The organism is Pulveribacter suum, from assembly GCF_003013695.1.
Lineage (GTDB): Bacteria > Pseudomonadota > Gammaproteobacteria > Burkholderiales > Burkholderiaceae_C > Melaminivora > Melaminivora suum.
Genome location: NZ_CP027792.1, coordinates 1,996,325 through 2,018,893, shown reverse-complemented (window position 1 = coordinate 2,018,893; position 22,569 = coordinate 1,996,325). Strand labels below are relative to the sequence as shown.

13 protein-coding genes are annotated in these 22,569 nt (G+C 70.0%); 3 read left to right on the top strand and 10 right to left on the bottom strand.

Features of this window, described 5'->3' with window-relative positions; all coding sequences use genetic code 11:
* Positions 1 to 23: 23 nt before the first annotated feature.
* The 7 genes from C7H73_RS09330 to C7H73_RS09300 all read right to left on the bottom strand — a co-directional run bounded on the left by C7H73_RS09330 (position 24) and on the right by C7H73_RS09300 (position 13,969).
* Positions 24 to 2,537: a penicillin-binding protein 1A gene (locus tag C7H73_RS09330; protein ID WP_106846386.1), complete on the bottom strand. Its 2,514-nt coding sequence runs from the start codon at positions 2,535 to 2,537 to the stop codon at positions 24 to 26.
* 236 nt (positions 2,538 to 2,773) lie between these two features.
* Positions 2,774 to 3,745 (bottom strand): patatin-like phospholipase family protein, encoded by a 972-nt coding sequence (locus tag C7H73_RS09325; RefSeq protein WP_106846385.1) that lies wholly within the window; start codon positions 3,743 to 3,745, stop codon positions 2,774 to 2,776.
* Positions 3,746 to 3,749: 4 nt separating this feature from the next.
* A complete protein-coding gene (ligA, locus tag C7H73_RS09320) occupies positions 3,750 to 5,930 on the bottom strand; it encodes an NAD-dependent DNA ligase LigA (protein ID WP_106846384.1) in 2,181 nt (726 codons plus the stop codon).
* 174 nt (positions 5,931 to 6,104) lie between these two features.
* Positions 6,105 to 7,190 (bottom strand): cell division protein FtsZ, encoded by a 1,086-nt coding sequence (locus tag C7H73_RS09315; protein ID WP_106846383.1) that lies wholly within the window; start codon positions 7,188 to 7,190, stop codon positions 6,105 to 6,107.
* Between the two features lie 14 nt (positions 7,191 to 7,204).
* Positions 7,205 to 10,735, bottom strand: a complete 3,531-nt coding sequence (smc, locus tag C7H73_RS09310) for a chromosome segregation protein SMC (RefSeq protein ID WP_106846382.1) — start codon at positions 10,733 to 10,735, stop codon at positions 7,205 to 7,207.
* Between the two features lie 161 nt (positions 10,736 to 10,896).
* Entirely contained in the window at positions 10,897 to 11,223 is a 327-nt protein-coding gene (locus C7H73_RS09305; protein WP_106846381.1) for a YnfA family protein, read from the bottom strand.
* Positions 11,224 to 11,245: 22 nt separating this feature from the next.
* A complete protein-coding gene (locus tag C7H73_RS09300; RefSeq protein WP_319424416.1) occupies positions 11,246 to 13,969 on the bottom strand; it encodes a bifunctional diguanylate cyclase/phosphodiesterase in 2,724 nt (907 codons plus the stop codon).
* Between the two features lie 154 nt (positions 13,970 to 14,123).
* On the opposite strand from C7H73_RS09300, the gene C7H73_RS09295 reads away from it, so the two are divergent.
* Complete coding sequence (locus C7H73_RS09295; protein WP_227001317.1) at positions 14,124 to 15,962, top strand: ABC transporter ATP-binding protein; 1,839 nt, start codon at positions 14,124 to 14,126, stop codon at positions 15,960 to 15,962.
* Here the strand turns inward: C7H73_RS09295 and C7H73_RS09290 are convergent.
* Together C7H73_RS09290 and mdtD are read right to left on the bottom strand one after the other, a co-directional pair.
* Positions 15,940 to 17,520, bottom strand: coding sequence for a BCCT family transporter (locus C7H73_RS09290; protein WP_106846378.1), 1,581 nt, complete (start codon positions 17,518 to 17,520; stop codon positions 15,940 to 15,942). The genes C7H73_RS09295 and C7H73_RS09290 overlap by 23 nt on opposite strands.
* Positions 17,521 to 17,652: 132 nt before the next feature.
* The gene (gene mdtD, locus C7H73_RS09285; RefSeq protein ID WP_106846377.1) at positions 17,653 to 19,077 is read right to left on the bottom strand and encodes a multidrug transporter subunit MdtD; all 1,425 of its coding nucleotides are present in this window, start codon (positions 19,075 to 19,077) and stop codon (positions 17,653 to 17,655) included.
* A 173-nt stretch (positions 19,078 to 19,250) separates the two neighbouring features.
* Between mdtD and C7H73_RS09280 the strand changes: the two genes are divergently transcribed.
* Positions 19,251 to 19,544, top strand: a complete 294-nt coding sequence (locus tag C7H73_RS09280) for a hypothetical protein (RefSeq protein ID WP_106846376.1) — start codon at positions 19,251 to 19,253, stop codon at positions 19,542 to 19,544.
* Between the two features lie 228 nt (positions 19,545 to 19,772).
* Here the strand turns inward: C7H73_RS09280 and C7H73_RS09275 are convergent, their stop codons facing one another.
* Positions 19,773 to 22,160 (bottom strand): catalase, encoded by a 2,388-nt coding sequence (locus C7H73_RS09275; protein WP_106846375.1) that lies wholly within the window; start codon positions 22,158 to 22,160, stop codon positions 19,773 to 19,775.
* Between the two features lie 249 nt (positions 22,161 to 22,409).
* Here C7H73_RS09275 and C7H73_RS09270 point away from each other — a divergent pair, with 249 nt between their 5' ends.
* Positions 22,410 to 22,568, top strand: coding sequence for a DUF3309 family protein (locus C7H73_RS09270; RefSeq protein WP_106846374.1), 159 nt, complete (start codon positions 22,410 to 22,412; stop codon positions 22,566 to 22,568).
* Position 22,569 lies beyond the last annotated feature (1 nt).

Below are 22,569 nucleotides of genomic sequence, written 5' to 3'. Positions count from 1 at the left end.
AACCGGCGTAATCTGGCTCCGCCTCAGCGCGGGGACAGCGAGGGCACTACCACGCCCGGAATGGGCTGCCCGGGCGCCAGCACGACGCCTGGCCTCGGCGCTTCAGCGGGCTCGGGCGCGCCGGTGTCCGCTGGCGGCAGGGCCGTGGCCGCCTCGTCCGGCCCGGTTACCCAGGTCGGCGGCTCTGCAGGTTGAGCCGGGCGGGGCGCGACCTGCTCCAGCGGCGTCAGCGGCGCTTCCGTGATCTCCGGGCGCTCGTCCTCGTCCTCCGGCGCGGGCGCGCTCGGTGGCGGCGCTGGCACGGGGGGCGCCGGGGTAGGCGCCGGGACCGGGCCGGCCTGCTCGCCGGTGGGGCGGCCGAACAGGTCGTACACCCAGTTGCGCAGCGCCCCGGCGGCATCGGCCGCCCGGCTGCCCCAAGTGCTCTCGCGCTCGTCCACGAAGCGCTGCTGCGCGTCGATCAGCTTGCCGCGCAGCGCCTGGCGAAACACGCTGCCCACCACCGGCAGCGCGCTGTGCGCGCCCTGCCCCCAATAGTTGCTGCGCAGCGTGATGCGCCCATCGTTGAAGCCCACCCAGCTGCCCGCCACCAGCTGTGGGTGCATCAGGATGAACCAGCCGTCGGTGTTGTCCTGCGTGGTGCCGGTCTTGCCGGCCACGTCGGCGCTGATGCCGTAGCGGCTGCGGATGGCCGCGCCCGTGCCGTGGTCCACGGCGCCGCGCAGGGCGTCGCGCAGCTGCTGGGCGGCCGTCACCCCGAGCGCCTGCTCGGGCGCGGCCGGGGCAAAAGTTTCCAGCACGCGGCCGCTGGCGTCTTCGATGCGGGTGATGACCTGGGGCGCCCGGTAGCGCCCGGCCCCGGCGATGGTGCCGTAGGCGGCCACCATCTCCTTCAATGTGACCGGGCTGGTGCCCAGGGCCAGGGCGGGCACCGGCTCCAGGGGCGACTCGCGCACGCCCATGGCGCGCGCCAGCTGGACCACCTGCTGCGGGCCGACCTGGGCCATCAGCTGCGCGGTGATGGTGTTCTTGGAATACGCCAGGCCGTCGGCCAGCGTCAGGGGCTCTTCGCTGGGTGGGGCGTTGCCGTCGCGCGGGCGCCAGACCTGGCCGCCGCCCAGCGGGATCTCCACCGCCGTGTCCATCAGCGTGTCCTGCGGGCTGCGCCCGGCGGCAAAGGCCGCGCCATAGACGAAGGGCTTGAAGGTGGAACCGGGCTGGCGCCGCGCCGCCTGCACGTGGTCGAACGGATCCTGCGCGTAGTCGCGGCTGCCCACCCAGGCACGCACCGCGCCGCTGCCCGGGTCTAGCGCCATGAAGCCGATCTGCACCCGCGTCTTGGCCGCTCGCAGCTCGCTCAGGAAGGCGGCATCCTGCAGCAGCCGGGCGGCGGCGTCCTCTTCGCTCTCGCCGCCGGCCACGGCCTTGGCGAGGGTGGCCGACTCGCGCACCAGCTGCTGCACCAGCGGGTTCTTGGGCGTCCATACGCCGCGCGCGGCCCAGGCCTTGTCGGCCACCTGCTGCAGCGCCTTGCCCTGCTGCTGCACGGACTGGTTGGCCAGCTCCTGCAGCCGCCCGTCGATGGTGGTGCGAATCACCAGGCCGTCGGCATACAGGCTGTACCCGCGCCGGTCGGCCCACTCGATGAGCTGGCGCTTGAGCTGCTGCGCCAGATGCGGCGCCAGCCCGGCGATCTCGCTTTGGCGCTCAAAGCGGATGCGCAGCGGGCGGCGCTTGAGCTGCTCGTAGTCCTGCGCATCCAGCTTGCCGCGCTTTTTCATCTGCGCCAGCACGGTGTTGCGCCGCTCTTGCGCGCGCTCGGGGTTGAGCACCGGGTTGTAGTAGGCCGTGCCCTTGAGCATGCCGATCAGTGTGGCGCTCTCCAGCACGTTCAGCTTGTCTGCCGACTTGTCGAAATAGGTGCGCGCGGCCACTTCGATGCCCCAGGCGTTGTACAGGAAGGGCACGGTGTTGAGATACGTCTCCAGGATCTCGTCCTTAGAGTAGCTCCACTCGATCTTCAGCGCGGTGACCGCCTCCTTGAGCTTGCGGCCCAGCGTGGGCGCGCGGCCGATCTCCTCGGGGTAGAGGTTGCGCGCCAGCTGCTGCGTGATGGTGGAGCCGCCCTGGCGGTCGCCGCCGGCGGTGCGCACCACGGCGGCCAGCGTGCGCCGCCAGTCCAGGCCCCAGTGGCCGTAGAAGCGGTGGTCCTCGGTGGCGATCAGCGCATCCACCACGGCCGGGGCGATCTGGGCCAAGGGCACCCATTCGCGGTTGACCCAGCGGTACTCGGCCAGCAGCCGGCCGTCCTCGGACACCAGCTGCGCCGGCTGGTCGGCCTTGGCCTTGCGGATGTCGCTGATGGAGGGTGTGAGCAGCAGCAGCGCCAGCAGGCACACCAGCGCGGCCAGGGCCAGCGCCACTGCCAGCCAGGCCAGGCCGTGCAGCGAGCGCCAGCGCTGCGGGCGGCGCAGCAAGGTGGCCAGGCGCGGGCGCAGGGCAGCGGCGCGCTGGCGCAGGGAGTCGATGGCTTTCATCGGCAGGTATTTACGTCAAAAGTGCCTCTAGCCCTTGCTGGACAATCGGTGGCAGCTATCAATTTCATATCAATCATGCGAACCGCATCACTGGAACAGTGCGCCACGCGACGGGCGCGCGCCGATGCCAGCGGACGCCGCGCAAGGGCCGCCCCGCCGCGCGGGCGTCGTCCTTTGCCCGCAAGGCGCAGTGTTGCGAGAGCGGGGGAAAGCGGCGCAGCCACTCAGCGGGTTGTTCACTGGATAAACCGCTGCAGTTGCGGCAGCGCGGCCTGCGCGGCGCGCCGGCCTTCCTCGATGGCTTCGGCCGCGCGGTGGAAGTCCAGCACGCCCAGGTGGGCCAAGCTGGGGGCGATGACCACCTCCGGCGGGTCGCCTGCCATGCGGCTGCGGGTGATGCGGATCTGCATGATGGTCACGCTGGTCATGACCACGTCCAGCACCGAGGGGCTGCGCGGCAGCGGCGCCACCTGCTGGGCCGGGGCGCCGGCGCTGCTGCTGGCGCTGCCGCTTTCCCAGAACTTCAGGCGGCCCAGCCAGTCGCCTGCGGCTGCGCTGGCATCCTCGGGCGCGGCGGGCGGCTCGCGAGGCGCGGTGGCGCCCGGGTCCGGCGCCAGCACCAGCGGCTGCAGGTGGCGGTGCAGGATGTCGGAGTTCAGGTCCACGCCGATGACGATGTCCGCCCCCATGGCGCGGGCCAGCGAGGTCGGCACGGGGTTGACGATGCCGCCATCCACCAGCAGCCGCCCGCCCTCTTGCGGCACGGGGGTGAACAGGCCGGGCAGCGCGATGGAAGCGCGCACGGCGTTGGCGATCGAGCCTTCGCGCAGCCAGACCTCGGCGCCCGAATGCAGGTCGGTGGCCACGGCGGCAAACGGGATGGGCGAGGCCTGGATGTCGAAGTCGGCAAAGTTGCGGCGCCAGAAGGCGATCAGCTTTTCGCCCTTGAGCATGCCGCCCGAGAGGTTGAAGTCCATGAAGCCCCAGACCTGGCGCATGCCCAGGCTCTGCACCCAGTCGGCAAAGCGTTCCAGCTCGCCGGCGGCGTAGGCTGCGCCCACCAACGCGCCGATGGAGGCGCCGCAGACGAAGTCGGGCCGCAGGCCGGCCTCGTCCAGCGCCTGCAGCACGCCGATGTGCGCCCAGCCGCGTGCCGAGCCGCTGCCCAGGGCCAGGCCCACGCGGGGGGTGCGGCGCACCAGAGCCACGGCCTCAGGCGCCCGGGCGGCCGGCCAGCAGCGCGTGCAGGCCGGCTTCGTCCAGCACCGCGATGCCCAGCTGCTGCGCCTTGGCGAGCTTGCTGCCCGCGTCCTCGCCGGCAACGACGTAACTCGTCTTCTTGCTGACCGAGCCGGCCACCTTGGCGCCGGCCGCCTCCAGCAGGGCCTGGGCCTGCTCGCGGCTGAGCGTCGGCAGGGTGCCGGTCAGCACCACCGTTTGGCCGGCCAGCGGCAGCACGGCGGCGCCGCCCTGCGGCGCGCCCTCCTCCCAGGTCACCCCGCAGGCGCGCAGCTGCTCGACCACCTCGCGGTTGTGCGGCTCGGCAAAGAAAGCGTGGATGGCGTCGGCCACGATGGGGCCCACGTCGGGCACCTGCAGCAGCTGCTCGGGCGTGGCGCCCATGACGGCGTCCAGCGTGCCGAAGTGGCGCGCCAGCTCCTTGGCCGTGGCCTCGCCCACGTGGCGTACTCCCAAGGCGAACAAAAAGCGCGCCAGCGTGGTGCGCTTGGACTGCTCCAGCGCCGCCAGCAGGTTCTGCGCCGACTTGTCCGCCATGCGGTCGAGCGCCGCCAGGGTGGACAGGCCCAGCCGGTACAGGTCGGGCAGCGCGCGGATGATGCGGCCCTCCACCAGCTGGTCCACCAGCTTCTCGCCCAGGCCTTCGATGTCCATGGCGCGGCGCTGGGCGAAGTGCAGCAGCGCCTGCTTGGCCTGGGCCGGGCAGAAGATGCCGCCCGTGCAGCGGTGGTTGGCCTCGCCCTTTTCGCGCACCACGGCGCTGGCGCACACCGGGCACTGGCGCGGCATGCGGAAGTTGGGCACGTAGGGCACGCGCGGCGCGGCGCGCGCGGCGCCCTCGCTGCCGGCGGCTGCATCGGCCAGCAAATCCGAGCCGGCCAGGGCCTGGGCCACGGGCGACAGCGCGGCCGGCACCGTGCCCACCACCTCGGGGATCACGTCGCCGGCGCGGCGCACGATGACCTGGTCGCCCACGCGCACGCCCTTCTTGCGAATCTCGAACAGGTTGTGCAGCGTGGCGTTGGTGACGGTGACGCCGCCCACGAAGACCGGCGCCAGCCGCGCCACGGGCGTCAGCTTGCCGGTGCGCCCGACCTGGATGTCGATGCCCTCCACGCGCGTGACCATCTCCTGCGCCGGGTACTTGTGCGCCACGGCCCAGCGCGGCTCGCGCGTGACGAAGCCCAGCTCGCGCTGCAGCGCCAGGCTGTCCACCTTGTAGACCACGCCGTCGATGTCAAAGGGCAGCGCGTCGCGCAGGGCGCCAACGCGCTGGTGGTACGCGATGAGTTCAGGAGCGCCCTGTGCCTGGCTGACCAGCTCCGAGACCGGAAAGCCCCAGCCTTTCAGTTGCTGCAGCACCTGGTGGTGCGAGGCGAACCGGGGCCCGCCCTCGTCTGCCGGCGTGACTTCGCCCAGGCCATAGGCAAAGAACGACAGCGGTCGCTGCGCGGCGATGCCCGAGTCAAGCTGGCGCACGGCGCCGGCCGCGGCGTTGCGCGGGTTGACGAAGGTCTTGTCGCCGCGCTCGCGCTGGCGCTCGTTCAGCCGCTCGAAGTCGGCCCGGCGCATATAGACCTCGCCGCGCACCTCCAGCACCGGCGGCACGTCGGCGGGCAGGCTCAAAGGGATCTGGCGGATGGTGCGGATGTTGTGCGTCACGTCCTCGCCCACCTCGCCGTCGCCGCGCGTGGCGGCCTGCACCAGGCGGCCGTCCTCGTAGCGCAGGTTCATGGCCAGGCCGTCGAACTTGGGCTCGGCCACGTATTGCACCGGCGGCGCCTCGGGGGCGAGCTTCAGTTCGCGCCGCACGCGGGCGTCGAAGGTCTCGGCGCCGCTGCCCTCGGTGTCGGTCTCGGTGCGAATGCTGAGCATGGGCACGCGGTGGCGCACGGGCGCCAGGCCCTGCATCACCGCGCCGATCACGCGCTGGGTGGGCGAGTCGGGCGTGGCCAGCTCCGGATAGGCGCCCTCCAGCGCCTGCAACTGCTGGAAGGCCCGGTCGTACTCGGCATCGGGCACGCTGGGCGCGTCCTGCACGTAGTACTCATGCGCCCAGCGGTTCAGCTGCTCGCGCAGCGCTATGATTTTGCTAGCTGCCAACGCTTGCCCCTTGGGCGCTGAGGCCGAAAAAAGCTCTATATTTCCAGTCATCTCACCACTCCCGGACCCGCCCCATGCGAGGCACGCACACCAACGCCCCCGCCGTCCGTTGCCAGCGGCCACCGTGCAAGGGCCGCCCCGCGGCACCGGTGGCGTCCCCCGGCCCGCATTGCACGGCAATGCGAGAGCGGGGGGAGGCGGCGCAGCCGCTCAAGGGCGCGACCATCAATTGAAAAGACGGCGTGCGAGGGCCGAGCCGGCAGACAGCTCGCGCGCGTCCAGCTGGTCGTACAGCTGCTCCAGGTCGTTAGCGATCGGATCGATGGCCATGGCGGGCAGGGGCATGCCGTTTTGGTCGCACAGCACGCCGTCCATGGCCTCGCACAGCTCCTGCGCCACGTCGCGCAGGCGGGCAAAGGGCTGCTCGCCGCGCGTCACCTGGGCCACGTCCAGGCTGAGCGACACCTCGCGCAGGGCGGACTGCTCCGGGTCGTCGGACATGGCGGCCTGGGCGTCGTACGCCAGGGTCAGCACCGGCGGCAGGCCGGCGCTGGCGGCCGCCAGCACCATGCGCCCCGGCATGGCCCCGGGGACCAGGCCCAAGCGGGCGGCGTTTTGCTGCACGTAGCCGGGGCTCCAGGCGGCCTGGCGGGCGCGCAGCACGAACGTCAGCTGGGCGTCGTGGTCGCTGGCGAACTGGTCGAGCTCGCGCCCGCGTGCCACCTCGTGCAGCATGTCGGGGAAGTCCACGGCGGCGTTCAGCGCGTCGGCGAACTGCTGGGTCTTCATGACGAACTCGGAGTATTCGATCTCGTTGAGCGCGCCGGTGCGGTTGGCCAGCTGCACGCCGGCCTGCAGCAGCTGGTAACGCTGGCCGGGCCGGGGCGTCTCCCACTGGCGGGCGGCTTCGTTCCACCCCTCGATGGAAAACGGCTTGCTGCCGGCGCGGCGCGTGGTGGGCATGGCCGCCAGGGCGGCGTCGCCCGAGACGGGCTGCTCGGCGGTGATGGGGGCGATGGCATCGATCAGCGCGTCCAGCCCGCCGCGGCGCTCGGCCGGGGGCACGGGCAGCTGCAGCGCATCGCGCGGGTCCACGGCGTGGCCGGACAGCTCGGCCCCCTCCTGGCCGCCCAGCGGCGGGCCGTCAAAGGCCGGTTCGTGGCGCGTGCCGTCGTCGGGGGCGGGTGCGTGCCCCTCGGCCGGGCGGGCGCGCCGGGGGGCGTTGCGGTGGTGCGTCCAGGCGTTGTGCGCGACCACGACGATCAGCACGACGGCGCCAGCAATGATGAGACCCAGTTGGAAGTTGCTCATGTTCGGTGAATGGTTCAGGCCTCGGCCATGGAAAGGGCGGACTCCATGTCCACGGCCACGATGCGCGAGACGCCCTGCTCCTGCATGGTGACGCCGATCAGCTGCTCGGCCATCTCCATGGCGATCTTGTTGTGGCTGATGAAGAGGAACTGCGTGCCGCGCGACATGCTGGCCACCAGGCGCGCATAGCGCTCGGTGTTGGCATCATCGAGCGGCGCGTCCACCTCGTCCAGCAGGCAAAACGGCGCCGGGTTGAGCTGGAAGATGGCGAACACCAGGGCGATGGCGGTGAGCGCCTTTTCGCCGCCGGACAGCAAATGGATGGTCTGGTTTTTCTTGCCCGGCGGCTGGGCCATGACCTGCACGCCGGAGTCCAGGATTTCATCGCCGGTCATGGTCAGGCGCGCCTGGCCGCCGCCGAACAGCTCGGGGAACATGCGGCCGAAGTGCTCGTTGACGGCCTCGAAGGTGCCCGCCAGCAGGCTGCGCGTCTCGCCGTCGATCTTGCGGATGGCGTCCTCCAGCGTGGTCATGGCCAGCGTCAGGTCCTGCATCTGCGCATCAAGGAAGCCCTTGCGCTCGCGCGCCAGGCCGAGCTCCTCCAGCGCCGCCAGGTTGACGGCGCCCAGGGCGGCGATCTCGCGCTGCAGGCGGTCGATCTCGCCCTGCAGGCCGGCCAGGCGTACGTTGCCTTCGGCCACGGACTGGGCCAGCGCCTGCAGGTCGGCCTGGGCGTCCTGCAGCAGCGAGTCGTACTGCTCCAGGCCCAGCCGGGCAGCCTGCTCCTTGAGCTGCAGCTCGGTGATGCGCTGGCGCAGCGGCTCCAGCGTGTGCTCGCCCTGCAGGCGCCGCTCGTCGCTGGTGCGCAGCCGGGCGGTGAGCTCGTCGTACTGGCTGCGCTGCGCGGCCAGCTCGCGCTCGCGCTCCATCTTGGCCTCCAGCGCCTGCTGCAGGCCGCCCTGGGCGGCGGCGTCGCTCAGGCGGGCCTGCTCGGCGGTGGCGCGCTCGCGCTCCTCGTGCAGGTTTTGGGCCTGGCGGGCAGCCGTGTCCACGGTGCGGGCCAGCTCGGCGCGGCGCGCGCCCAGGCTGCGCTGGGCGAACTGGGCCTCCTGGGCGCGGCGCTCCAGCTGGCGCTGCTGCTCGCGGCCCTCATTGACGCGGCGCTCGGCCTCGATCACCCGCTCGCCCAGCTGGGCGTGGCGCTCCTGGGTGTCGGCCAGCTGCATGTCCAGTTCTTCAAAGCGCGCCTCGGCCAGGGCCTTGCGCTCGTGCAGCTCGGCCAGCTGCTGCTGCACCTCGTGCAGGTCGGCGCCGATCTGCTGGCTGCGCGCGCGCGCCTGCTCCAGGGCCTGGGCCAGGCGCAGGGTCTGCATCTGCAGCTCGTGGGCGCGGCCCTGGGCCTCGCTGGCCTCGCGCCGCGCTCCCACCAGGCGCTGCGAGGCGTCGGTATAGGCGCTCTCGGCGCGCGCCAGGGCGGCACCGGCCTCCTCGGCGATCAGGGCCTGGGCGCGCACCTCCTTGTGCAGGTGCTCGATCTCCTGGGCGCGCGCCAGAAGCCCGGACTGCTCGGAGTCGGGCGCATGAAATTCCACGCTGTGCGGGCGCACCGCATGGCCGGCGGCGACGTAGATCACCTCGCCCGGCGCCAAGGCGGCGCGGGCGGCCAGGGCCTCGTCCAGCGAGGCGGCCGTGTGGAAGCCGTGCAGCCAGCTGGCCAGCATGGCGCGCAGGCCCGCGTCGGACACGCGCAGCAGGTCGGACAGGCGCGCCGGCGCACCGGCTGCAGGGGGCGCCGCAGGCGCGGACAGGGGCGTGCTGTAGAAGGCCAGCCGCGCCGGCGGCCCTTCGTGCGTGCCGGGGCCGGCGAAGCCGCGCACGCTCTCCAGCCGGCCGACGGGCAGCGCGGCCAGGCGCTCGCGCAGGGCGGCTTCCAGGGCGCTTTCCCAGCCGGGCTCGATGTGGATGCGGCTCCACAGGCCTTGCAGACCGTCCAGGCCGTGGCGCGCCAGCCAGGGCTGGAGCTTGCCGTCCACCTTCACACGCTCTTGCAGCGCCTGCAGGGCCGACAGGCGCGCAGCCCGCTGGGACTGGCGGGCGGTCTCGGCATTCAGCGTCTGCTGGCGGGCCCGGCGCTCCTCGTCCAGCTGAGGCACGGCGTCCTGCAGCTCGGCCAGGCGGGCCTCGGCCGTCTCCGCGGCTTCTTCGGCGGCTTGCAGTTGCTGGCGCAGATGGTCCAGGCGGGCCTCGTCGGGCGCCTCCAGGGCGCCCTGGTCGGCGCGCAGGCGCTCGCTGCGGGTGGCCAGCTGGCGCGCCTGCTCGTCCATGCTGCGCTGCTCGGCGGCCAGCACCTGGATCTGCTGCTGGATTTGCACCACGGCGCCGCGCTGGCCTTCGCTGCGCTCGCGCGCCTGGCGCAGGGCGTCCTCCAGCTCGGGCAGCGCCATGGCCTGCTCCTCCACCTGGGCGGCCAGCAGCTCGGCCTGCTCCTCGGCGTCAAAGCCCTCGCCCTCCAGCCGCTCGGCCTCGGCCTGGGCTTCGGCCCGGCGCTCGGCCCATTCCTCGATCTGCTGGTCCAGCTGCACAAGCCGCAACTGCACACGCTGGCGGCCTTCCACCACGTAGCGGATCTCGGCCTCCAGGCGGCCGACCTCGGCCGTGGCCTCATACAGCCGGCCCTGGGCGTTGTTGACGGCATCGCCAGCGCTGTAGTGCGCCTGGCGCACGGTCTCCAGCTCGGCCTCGACGTGGCGCAGCTCGGCGGTGCGCGCTTCCAGGTCGTTCACGGCCTGCAGACCTTCGCTGCGCACCCGGTCCTGCTCGGCCTGCGCTTCGGCGCGCTTCAAAAACCACTGCTGGTGCTGGCGCAGCGTGGCCTGGCTGTTCAACTGGTTGTAGCGGGCGGCGACCTCGGCCTGCTTTTCCAGCCTCTCCAGGTTGGCGTCCAGCTCGCGCAGGATGTCCTCGACGCGGGTCAGGTTCTCGCGTGTGCCGGCCAGGCGGTTTTCCGTCTCGCGCCGGCGCTCCTTGTACTTGGACACGCCGGCCGCCTCTTCGAGAAACAGGCGCAGGTCTTCGGGGCGCGATTCGATGATGCGCGAGATGGTGCCCTGGCCGATGATGGCGTAGGCGCGCGGCCCCAGACCCGTGCCCAGGAACACGTCCTGCACGTCGCGCCGGCGCACGGGCTGGTTGTTGATGTAGTAGCTGGAGGTGCCGTCGCGGGTGAGCACGCGCTTGACTGCGATCTCGGTGAACTGGTTCCACTGGCCGCCGGCGCGGTGGTCGTGGTTATCAAAGACCAGCTCCACGCTGGCGCGGCTGGCCGGCTTGCGGCTGGTGGTGCCGTTAAAGATCACGTCCTGCATGGACTCGCCGCGCAGCTCGCTGGCGCGCGACTCGCCCAGCACCCAGCGCACGGCGTCCATGATGTTGGACTTGCCGCAGCCGTTGGGCCCGACCACACCCACGAGCTGGCCCGGCAGCACGAACTGGGTGGGCTCGGCGAAGGACTTGAAACCGGCAAGTTTGATGGAGCTCAGGCGCACGGGAAGGGAGGCGGCGGGATGCAGTCGGGCAGCAGTCGCGCGGGCGACGGGGGTGAAATGATACCGCGCGTCCCCGGGTGCTGGCCGGGTGGCCAAATAGTGAAGAAAACAGGCCCTAGCCCTTTTCTGTCAAGCGCAGGCAGCTATGCTTTCAATAGCGCTCAGCTGGTGCGTGGCGCCCAGGCGATCAGGGCCATGCCGCACAGCGTGATGCCCACCCCCGCCACATCCCAGGCGGTGGGCCGCACGCCGTCCACCAGCCACAGCCAGGCCAGCGCCACGCTCACGTACACGCCGCCATAGGCCGCGTACACCCGGCCCGCGGCCGCCGGGTGCAGCGTGAGCAGCCAGGCAAACAGCGCCAGGCTGGCGGCGGCCGGCACCAGCAGCCAGGCGCTGCGCCCTTCGCGCAGCCACAGCCAGGGCAGGTAGCAGCCCACGATCTCGGCCAGCGCCGTGAGCACGAACAGCACGAAGGTCTTGAGCATGGGAGCGCAGGGGCCGCAGACCCTACTGGCGGGAGGCGGCGCGACGGGCCACCAGCGCCTCGAACTGCTCGCGCGGCAGCGCAGGTGCCAGCAGGTAGCCCTGCCAGACGCGGCAGCCGTGGCGCTCCAGGAAGGCGCGCTGCGCCTCGGTCTCCACGCCTTCGGCCACCACCTGCAGGCCCATGCTGCTGCCCAGGGCGATGATGGTGCGGGCAATCGCGGCGTCGTTGGGGTCGGTCAGCACGTCGCGCACGAAGCTCTGGTCGATCTTCAGTTCGTGCAGCGGCAGGCGCTTGAGGTAGGCCAGCGACGAATAGCCGGTGCCGAAGTCGTCCAGCGAAAAGCCCACGCCGTAGCCACGCAGCTGCACCATCTTGGCAATGGTGCCCTCGACGTCTTGCAGCAGCATGCCTTCGGTCAGCTCCAGCCGCAGCCGGTGGGCCTGAGCGCCGGTGCTGGCCAGGGCGTGCAGCACCTGGGCCACGAAGCCGCTTTCGCGGAACTGCCGCGGGCTGACATTGACGGCGACCACCAGTTCGCCCAGGAGCGGATCGCCGCTCCAGGCGGCCAGCTGCGTGCAGGCTGCATGCAGCACCCAGTCGCCCAGCTGCAGGATCAGGCCGGTGTCCTCAGCCAGGGGGATGAACTGCGCCGGCGGGATGAAGCCGCGCTCGGGGTGGCGCCAGCGCAGCAGCGCTTCGGCGCCCTGGATGCGGCCATCGGCCATCTTGGGCTGGTAGTACAGCTCGAACTGCGCTCCCGCCAGCCCGGTGCGTATGTCGCCCTCCAGCTGCACGCGGGCGGCCACGGCGGCCTGCATCTGCGGGTCGAAAAAGCGCAGCGTATTGCGCCCGGCTGCCTTGGCCTCGTACATGGCCAGCTCGCTGCGCTTGACCAGCTCCTCGGCGGGAAGGCCTTCGCCGTCGAATACCGTCACGCCCACGCTCAGAGTGATGTGGTGCGGTTCGGGGCCGCCCAGCTCAAACGGCTGGCGCAGCGCGGCCAGCATGAGCTGGGCGACTTCCTCGGCACGGGCAGCGGCGTCCTCGCCGCTCGTGCCCAGCTCACGCAGCACGGCCACGAACTCATCGCCGCCCTGGCGCGCCAGCGTGTCGTCGCCCTCCACGCAGCCGCGCAGGCGCGAGGCCGCTTCGCGCAGCAATTGGTCGCCCGCCTCGTGGCCGCGGGTCTCGTTCACGGTCTTGAAATGGTCCAGATCGAGCAGCAGCACGGCGCCCCAGGTCTGGTGGCGCGCGTTCAGGACGACGGCCTGCTCCAGGCGGTCGATCATCAGGCGGCGGTTGGGCAGGCCGGTGAGCAGGTCGTTGTAGGCCAGGTAGCGCAGCTCTTGCTCGGTCTGGCGCCGCTGGGTGATGTCCTGCACCACCACGATGTGGTGGCGCACGGAGCCGCCGCCGTTGTGCATGGCCGAGGCCGTCACGTCCACCCAGACGAAGCTGCCGTCCTTGCGGCGGTAGCGCTTTTCGATCCGGTACTCGCCGATCTCGCCGGACAGCAGCCGGGCCAGCAGCGCCATGCCACGCGGCAGGTCGTCGGGGTGACTGATGTCCTGCATGCGCAGGCCAGGCAGGTCCTGGGCGCCGTAGCCCAGCAGGTCGCAGAAATACCGGTTGGCGCGCACGACGTGGCCGCGCTCGGAATCGATCTGTGCCATGCCGACAGCCGCCTGGTTGAAAACCGAGCGAAAACGCGACTCGCTTTCGCTGGCGGCGCGTCCCGCCAGCTCTGCGTAAGCCACAGCCTGCAGCCTGCGCCGCACCAGCAGTGCCACCAGGGTGGTCAGCAGCGCCGTGACCACCAGCCCACCAAGGGCGAACACCAGGGGCAGCCGCGCCTCGTTGGGCGTCAAGAGGGGGTGCGCCAGCGCGTAGTCCACGCGCCACAGGCGCCCGCCCACGGCGACTTCGTAGCTCACGCGTGGCCCCCCGGCCGGCAGGTCCTCGGCTTCGTAGAGGGGCGATCCAGGCCGGGGCACTGCGCTGTTGGCCGGGCCGATGTCGGTCACAGCCGCCCGCAGCCCGTCCAGGTAGCCACGCTCGCGCAGGCCCTGCGCCATCACCCGCACGTTCACCAGAGTGCCCACCGCCCCGAGAAAACGGGGCGGATCGCCCGGTGCAGACGCGGAAAACACCGGCAGGCGGATGTTGACGGCCGTCGCCGGGCCGCCATCTTGCTGCACCAGCCGAAAGGGGGCCGAGACAACCAGGGCGCCCGTGGCGCGCGCCAGCAACAGGCCTTCCAGGTTGGCGGGCTGGGAATGCACCTCCAGGCCCTGTACCTCCTCGTTGCCCTGCCGCGGCCAGACGTAGTCCACCACGAAGTATTCGGGCTGCTCCACATCGGGGTGGATGGTGAAATCGGTCGGGGCGGTGCCGTCCAGGTGGACGTTGGCGCGCGCCCGGGCCACGAAGGCGTTGCGCTCCGCGGCCGCAACGGCGCGGGTGAAGTGCAGGTTGCGCACGCTGACGTGGTTCACCTCCAGCTGCAGTCCCGCGGCCACCCGCTCGAAATCGCTGCGCGACAGCTGCGGGTTGACGATCAGCAGCCCGCGCAGGCCCAGCAGCAGGTCGCCCTTGGCTTCCACTCGCTGCTGCAGGGCGTGCGTGGCGGCGCGCGCCTGGCGCTCGAAACGCGCACGCGAGAGCGCGTCGGTCAGGCCGCTCTGGTATTGCCACCAGCCATAGCTGGCCATGAGGCCGACGAGCGCCACGACAAAGCCGGGCAACCGCTGCCAGGCTGAGCTGCGAAGAGGTGCTGCGGGTTGCATGAATGAAGTGCAGCATAGCCCCATTCATTGCCGGCTTGCCGGCCCCGCGCCTGCACGCGGCGCGGCACATGCCTCTATCCTGTGCAGTCCGCCGTTACGCCCCAACCAGATTGTGCTTTTCCGCTTCTTTGAAGAACGCCTGCCGCCCTACCCGGCCGCCGAGCCGCAGCCGCCCCCGCTCGGTTTCTTCGCCTTTCTGTGGTGCAGCACCCAGGGCATGCGTGGCTGGATTGCGCTGCTGACGCTGACCTCTGCGCTGCTGGCCGTCTATGAGGCCCTGCTGTTTGCGGTGCTGGGGCGCGTGGTGGACTGGCTGTCGATCGTCTCGCCCGCGCAGTTTTGGCAGGAGCAGCGCGCCACGGTGCTGGCCATCGCGGCACTGCTGCTGTCCAGCACGGCGCTGCTGGCCCTGCACACCACCGTGATGCACCAGGTACTGGCCATCAACTTTCCCATGCGCCTGCGCTGGCTGTTCCACCGGCTGATGCTGGGCCAGAGCATGTCGTTCTACGCGGACGAGTTTGCCGGGCGCATCACCACCAAGGTCATGCAGACGGCCCTGTCGGTGCGCGAGGTGGTCTTCATGGTGGTGGACGTGCTGGTGGGGGTGAGCGTCTACATGATCGGCATCTTGGTGCTGGCTGCCAGCTTCGAGTGGCGCCTGATGCTGCCCTTTGCCCTGTGGCTGGTGGGCTACGGCGCGGCGTGCTGGTACTTCGTGCCGCGGCTGGGCGCCGTCGGCCGGGCGCAGGCGGACGCCCGCTCCATGATGACCGGCCGGGTGACGGATGCCTACACCAACATCACCACCGTCAAGCTCTTCGCCCACACCCGCCGCGAGGCCGAATACGCCCGCAACGCGATGGACGCCTTCAAGGCCACGGGCTATGCGCAGATGCGGCTGGTCAGCCGCTTCGAGCTGACCAACCACGTGATGATCACCCTGCTGCTGCTGGGTTCTGGCGGCACGGCCCTGTGGCTGTGGACTCAGGGCCAGGTCAGCGCCGGCGTGGTCGCCGCCGTGCTGGCCATGGCCCTGCGCCTGATGGGCTATTCGCACTGGATCATGTGGCAGATGACGGGGCTGTTCGAGAACGTGGGCACCATCCAGGACGGCATCGTGACGCTGACGCGCCCGCGCACCATCGTGGATGCGCCGCACGCCCAGCCGCTGGTGGTCGCGCGCGGCGAGATCGCCTTCGAGGACGTGAGCTTCAGCTACAAGGAGGGCGGGCGGCGCGTGATCGACCAGCTGCAGCTGCACATTCGCCCCGGCGAGCGCATCGGGCTGATCGGCCGCTCGGGCGCGGGCAAATCCACCCTGGTCAACCTGCTGCTGCGCCTGTCGGACGTGAGCAGCGGGCGCATCCTGATCGACGGGCAGGACATCCGGCACGTCACTCAGGACAGCCTGCGCGGGGCGATTGGCATGGTGACGCAGGACACGTCGCTGCTGCACCGCTCCATGCGCGAGAACATCCTGTATGGCCGCCCCGACGCCACCGAGGAGGAGATGCGCGCAGCGGCTGCACAGGCAGAAGCCTGCGAGTTCATCGAGCAGCTCACCGACCTGCAGGGACGCAGCGGCTACGACGCACAGGTGGGCGAGCGCGGGGTCAAGCTCTCGGGCGGGCAGCGCCAGCGCGTGGCCATTGCCCGCGTGCTGCTCAAGGACGCGCCCATCTTGCTGCTGGACGAGGCCACCAGCGCGCTGGACAGCGAGGTGGAGGTGGCCATCCAGCACAGCCTGGACGCCCTGATGCAGGGCAAGACCGTGATCGCCATAGCCCACCGCCTGTCAACGATCGCTGCCATGGACCGGCTCATCGTCCTGCAGGAAGGCCGCATCGCCGAGCAGGGCACGCACGCCGAGCTGTTGGCCCGCGGTGGCATCTATGCCCGGCTGTGGGCTCACCAAAGCGGCGGCTTCATGGGAGCTGATCCGGATTGAGGCTGTCGCCGCCGCGGTCTTCGCGCTGCGCTTCCCGCTCGCGGGCGATCCACAGTTCCACGATGCGGCGGCGGCGCTGCGCCCGGCGGCGCAGTCGCCCATCCTCACCGTCCAGCTCGCGATATACGCTCACCATCACCAGCGCCATCAGCACGGCAAAGGGCAGCGCGGCGATGGTGATCAGGGCCTGCAGCGCGTCCAGCCCTCCGGCCAGCAGCAGCACGCCGGCAATCAGTGCCACGGCCACGCCCCAGGCGACGCGTTTGGACAGGGGTGGGTCGCCCGGCTCATTGGTGGACATGCTGGCCAGCACCAGCACGGCCGAGTCCGCCGAGGTGACGAAGAAGATGACGAGCAAAAGCAGCGCCACCAATGCCAGCAGGCTGGAGCCTGGCATGCTGTCGAACAGCGCGAACAGCACCGTCTCGTAGCCGCCCGCCAGCGCCTGCAGCAAATCCACCTTGCCAAAGATCTGCGCCTGCAGCGCTGCCCCGCCAAAGACGGAGAACCAGACGAAGCCCAGCAGGCTGGGCGCAAACACCACGCCCACCACGAACTCGCGCACCGTGCGACCGCGCGAGACGCGGGCGATGAACGCGCCCACGAAGGGCGCCCAAGCGATCCACCAGGCCCAGTAAAAGACCGTCCAGTCACGTACCCAGGTGCTGTCGGAGAACGGTGACAGCCGCAGGCTCATGGTGACCAGCTGGTTGATGTAGGAGCCCAGCGTGGTGGTGAAGGTGTCGAGGATGAACCCCGTGGGCCCGATCACCAGCACCGTGAGCATCAGCAGTGCCGCCAGGATCAGGTTGAAGTTGGACAGCCACTTGATGCCGCGCTCCACCCCGCTGGTGCTGGACACCATGTACAGCACGAAGGCCACGCCGATGATGATCAGCTGTGTGGTGGGCGTGGCCGGCACGCCGAACACGCGCTCCAGGCCGGCGGCAATCTGGATGGTGCCGAAGCCCAGCGTGGTAGCCACGCCGATGGCCGTGGCCACCACCGCAGCAATGTTCACTGCGTGGCCGAGCGCGCCGCTGTGGTGCCTGCCGATGACCGGCTCCAGCATGTCGCTGATCAGGCCACGCCCGCCGCGGTTGTACTGAAACCATGCCATCGCCAGGCCCACCAGGGCGTAGATGGCCCAGGGGTGCAGGCCCCAGTGAAAGAACGCGTAGCGCATGGCCGCGCGTGCCGCCATGGAGCTTTGCGGCTCCAGCCCCTCAGGCGGCTTCACGAAGTGCGATATCGGTTCGGCCGCGCCCCAGAACACCAAACCGATGCCCATGCCGGCGGCAAACAGCATGGACAACCAGCTCATCTGTGAAAACTCTGGCTCTGCGTCCTCGCCGCCAATGCGCAGGCGGCCAAAACGGCCGAATGCCAGGTAAAACAGGAACAGCAGTGCCAGAAACACCACCAGCAGGTACATCCAGCCAGCGCCGCGCACCACGGTCGCCAGCACCGTCTGCATGACGTCGTTGAACGGCCCCGGCGCCATGCCCGCCAGCACCACCAGCGCCGCGACGATGGCTATCGAGATGCGAAATACCATGACCCCTCCTACCTGTCCAAAGTGTTGCCGCATGCTACGGAGGCACGCTGCAATTGCCAGTCGGCCGATGGCGCGACACGGGTAGGACAAGGGGCTGCGATCCCACCCCGCCTTGGAGGGGCAGTAATTTGTTCAGCTCTGCTCCACCGGCCCCAGCGGGTGGGGCCGCGGCGGCTCGTGGGGAGGCAGCTGAAAGAACAGCGCCGTCGCGGCCAGGGTCAGCAACCCCATGCAGGCAAAAGTCACGCGAAAGGCGTTCAGCGTGGCGGCCCCGTCACTGAAGTGCGCCTGCATGCTGGCCAGCACGGCGCCGGCCAGCGCCACACCCATGCCCATGGCCAGCATCTGCACCATGGACAGCAGGCTGTTGCCGCTGCTGGCGTGCGCCGGCTCCAGGTCCTTGAGGGTAATGGTGTTCATGGCCGAGAACTGCATCGAGTTCGCCGCGCCGAAAAGGGCCAGCTGCGCCGCCATCAGCGCCATGGGATAGCCGGGCGCGACCACGGCAAAGCTGATGACCAGCAGCGCCAGCGCAAAGGTGTTGGCCACCAGCACCTCGCGGTAGCCAAAGCGCTGCACGATGCGCGTGACCGCCGGCTTGATGGCCATGCTGCCCAGCACCGTGGGCAGCATCATCATGCCGGCCTGCAGGGGCGGGTAGCCCAGGCTCACCTGCAGCACCAGCGGAATCATGAAAGGCATGGCCGAGCTGCCCAGGCGCGAGAAGAAGTTGCCCAGCAGCCCCACGCGCAGCGTGCGCACGCCAAACAGCGCCGGGGCGAACAGGGGGTTGCTGCTGCGCAGCGCGTGCAGCCCGTACGCCGCAAGGCTGGCCAGGCCAAAGACCAGCAGCACCAGCGCCGAGGCCCGGCGCACGCCGCCGCCGGCCATGCCCTCCACGCCCAGCGACACCCCGGCCATGCCAAAGGCCAGCAGGCCGTAGCCCACGGCGTCGAAGCGGCGCGCGTCCTGCGCGCCCTGGGCGCGCATGAAACGCCGGGCCGCCACCAGGCCCACCAGGCCCACCGGCACGTTGACCCAGAAAATCCAGTGCCAAGAGGCGTACTCCACCATCCAGCCGCCCAGCGTCGGACCGATCAGCGGGCCGATCAACCCCGGGATGGCAACGAAGCTCATCGCCTGGATGAATTCCTCGCGCGGAAAGGCGCGCAGCACGGCCAGCCGACCCACCGGCAGCAGCAGCGCCCCGCCCAGGCCCTGCACCACGCGCGCGCCCACCAGCAAGGCCAGCGACGGCGACAGGGCGCACAGCACCGAGCCGGTGACGAACAGCGCAATGGCTGCCATGAACACCCGGCGCGTGCCGAAGCGGTCAGCCAGCCAGCCCGATGCGGGAATCAGCACCGCCATCGCCAGCGAATACGCGACGATGACCGAGTGCATCTGCAGCGGGCTTTCGCCCAGGTCGCGCGCCATGGCCGGCAGGGCCGTGTTGACGATGGTGGCGTCCAGCGTCTGCATGAAAAAGCCCAGCGCCACCAGCCACAGCAGGGCCCGGCGCTCGCCCTGGGGACGGACAAAAGAGGTTATCGCCATCGATCAACGTGAAATAGGAGGCCGGCCCAGTGTGCCAGCGACGGCGGCTGCCTGCAGCCGCTGGTCAGCCGGGCGTGGGCTTTTCCGGCGGGCCCTGACGCTTTCGTCTGACGCAGGCGGGACCAGCCCGGCACGTAAGGTGCAGCCTTACCCCATCTGCCTGGAGGCCGACCATGTTCAAGCGATTTTTCGATCCCGCCACGATCTACACGCGCCGTGCGCAGCGCTGCATGGACGAGGCGCGCATGGCAGCGCTGGAGCATGAAGGCGCAGCCGAACACCACGCCGCCCTGGCGCAGATGTATCGCGAGCGCGTGGCCCGGTTGCAAGCCGAGCTGCTCCCCTCCGACGAGACCCGTGTGGTGCTCGATCCCCCGAGCCAGATCCCGCGCATCACCGCCCTCAAGAAACGCGAAGCTGCAGCAGCGGCCAAGCCTCCCTTCCTGGCCCAGGGCCTGGCAGGCTGACGCCTCACTCCAGCGCATGAAAAAGGCCGGCGTCCAGCGCCGGCCTTTTTTTGTGTCAGTCCAGCTGCTGCACTACCAGGGCACCCAGACGGCCAGCAGCAAGAAGGCCAGCACGATCGCGCCCAGGAAGAGCGCGCGATGGGTGGCAAAGCGATTGCGCCCCGAAGAGGTGGGCACGGGGTGGGAGACTTTCTTGGGATCTGTCACGGCGTAGCCTGTGTGCCTTCCTCAAACCCGCGGCGGGTCAGTCTCGCGCGCAAAGTCGCGGGGCGCGCCTACCAGCGTGACAAAGCGCTCCAGCGCCTCCTGCCCGGCGGCCTCCTGCAGCACCAGAGCCTGGTCCTGCGCTGTGTCCAGGCCCGCTGGCAACACGCGCCGGACCAGATCGCCCGCCCCGCCCGTGGCCAGAATCGGCTTGCAATGGCGGTAGGTGTCGCGTACGAATTCATCCAGGTGCCCGTCGATGCCCATCTGCTCGTCGGCACCGGGAATGGCCAGGGCATCAAACAGATAGGCGGGCGAATTTTCAGTGGATGCGTCGGCATCGAGCGTGCCGCCCTGGGCCGCAACTGCCCCGATGTGCGTGCCCACGAAGCGGCCTACGGCGCCGCGCGCCAGCAACGCCTTTTGCAGCTCGCGCGCCAGGGCCGCGTCCGTTCCGCTGCCCACCACGATAGCCACCTTGCGCCCGGCAATGGAGCCATCGCCGGGCCGCGCCATCAGCGACAGGAACTCCGAGCGCATGACCTCCGGCTTGGGTGGGTTGGGCACGACTGGCGTCAGCGGAGCCGGCAGCGGGTCCATGCCCAGCCCCTTGCCGACCTGGGCGGCGAACTCCTCGGACACGTTGCGCAGCGAAGCCACCATGCGCTCGCGCACGGCCGGTACCGTGACCTTGCTCAACTCGAAGCGGAAGGCCGCGGCGATGTGCGCCTGCTCGGCAGGCGTCTGGCTGTCCAGGAACAGTCGGGCCTGCACATAGTGTTCGGCAAACTTCTCGGGTTTGGCGCGTATCTTGGCCGTGCCTTCGCGGTTCTCTTCCCGGGCGGGCACTGTCATATAGCCCTGCATGCCGGCCTGGAAGGGACAGCCGCCGGCCAGCGAATTGGGCTCGTAGGCCACCCGCCCACGCGGAATCGCCTGGCGGTGAAAGCCGTCGCGCTGGTTGTTGTGCACCTGCACGACGGGCGCGTTGATGGGGATCTCATGAAAGTTGGGCCCGCCCAGGCGCAGCAACTGCGTGTCGAGGTATGAGTGGATGCGCCCGGCCAACAGCGGGTCGTTGGTGAAGTCGATCCCGCGGATGACGTTGGCGATGCAGAAAGCCACCTGCTCGGTCTCGGCAAAGAAGTTGTCCGGGTTGCGGTCCAGCGTCATGCGCCCGATCACGCGCAGCGGCACCAGCTCCTCGGGAATGAGCTTGGTCGAATCCAACACGTCGAAGCTGAAGCTTTCGGCCTGCTCCTCGGTGAACAGCTGCACCGCCAGGTCCCACTGCGGATAGGCACCGCTGTCAATGCGCTCCCACAGATCGCGGCGGTTGAAGTCCGGGTCGGCGCCAGAGATCTTCACCGCCTCGTCCCAGACCAGCGAGTGCGTGCCCGCCAGGGGCAGCCAGTGAAACTTCACCAGCGTGGCCTTGCCTTCGGCGTTCACGAAGCGGAACGTGTGCACGCCAAAGCCCTGCATGGTGGCAAAGCTGCGCGGGATGGCCCGGTCGGACATCTGCCACATCAGCATGTGCGTGGACTCGGGCATGAGCGAGACGAAATCCCAGAAAGTGTCGTGGGCACTTGCAGCCTGCGGCATCTGGTGGTGGGGCTCGGGCTTGACCGCATGCACCAGGTCGGGGAATTTCATCGCGTCCTGGATGAAGAACACCGGCATGTTGTTGCCCACGAGGTCCCAGTTGCCCTCGTCGGTATAGAACTTCACGGCAAAACCGCGCACGTCGCGTGCCGTGTCCTTGGAACCGCGCTCGCCTTGCACGGTGGAAAAGCGCACGAACACCGGCGTCTTCTTGCCCACCTGCTGAAAAGGCGCGGCGCGCGTGATGTCTGACAGCGCCTCGGTGCACTCAAAGTAGCCATGCGCACCCGAGCCGCGGGCATGAACCACGCGCTCGGGAATGCGTTCGTGGTCAAAGTGGGTGAGCTTTTCACGCAGGATGAAGTCTTCCAGCAGCGCCGGGCCGCGCACGCCGGCCGACAGCGTGTTCTGGTTGTCCGAGATGGGCACGCCCTGGTTGGTGGTCAGCACCTGGCCCGTGGAATCCACACGCACCCGGTCCAGGGTGTCGATGGTGTTGTTGCGCCCTGCAGGCGCCACTGTGCCCGTCTTGGCGCTGGAGTTTTCTTCCGACAAGGCACTGGCCAGCGGCAGGCGCGAAGCGGCCTCGGCCGTCGCGCCCACGCTGGGCGCCAGGCCGCCGGCCTCGCCGTATTCGCTCGGCTTGGCGGGGTTGTCGGGCATGGCCGCGGCCAGCTGCTGGGTCTGGCCTGCCTTGGCGGCGGCTGGCGTGTCCATGCCCTCGGGGACCGTGGCCGGGCCGCTGTCAGTGTTGCGCGCAGCGGCTTCTGCGCTGGTGGCGTCGGCAACAGATTTCTTTTTCGTCATGTGTCACGCTCCTGGGGATTTGGGAGCGGCCACACTAAGCTGGGCGCCGTGCGTGCCATGTAGGAAAGCGGCCTGTCGCTGCAGCAGGCGACAGGCTCGGCGCCCTACTCCCTGCTGCGCTGCCCGCCTACCCCGCCCGGCAGGCGAGGCTGCAAACAATGCGCCACGCACCTGACCTCTACGGCAGGGCGCGCCGCCCAGGCCCTTGCCGCCCAGTGGCGACCATCACAACGGAAGGAAACAACGCTCATGTCTCTCTCGCTGATTCTGCTCATCGTCCTGATCCTGATCCTGATCGGCGTACTGCCCAGCTGGGGCTATAGCCGCTCGTGGGGCTATGGCCCTGTCGGCGGTGTCGGCCTGGTGGTGGTGATACTCCTGGTACTGCTGCTCATGGGGAGGATCTGAC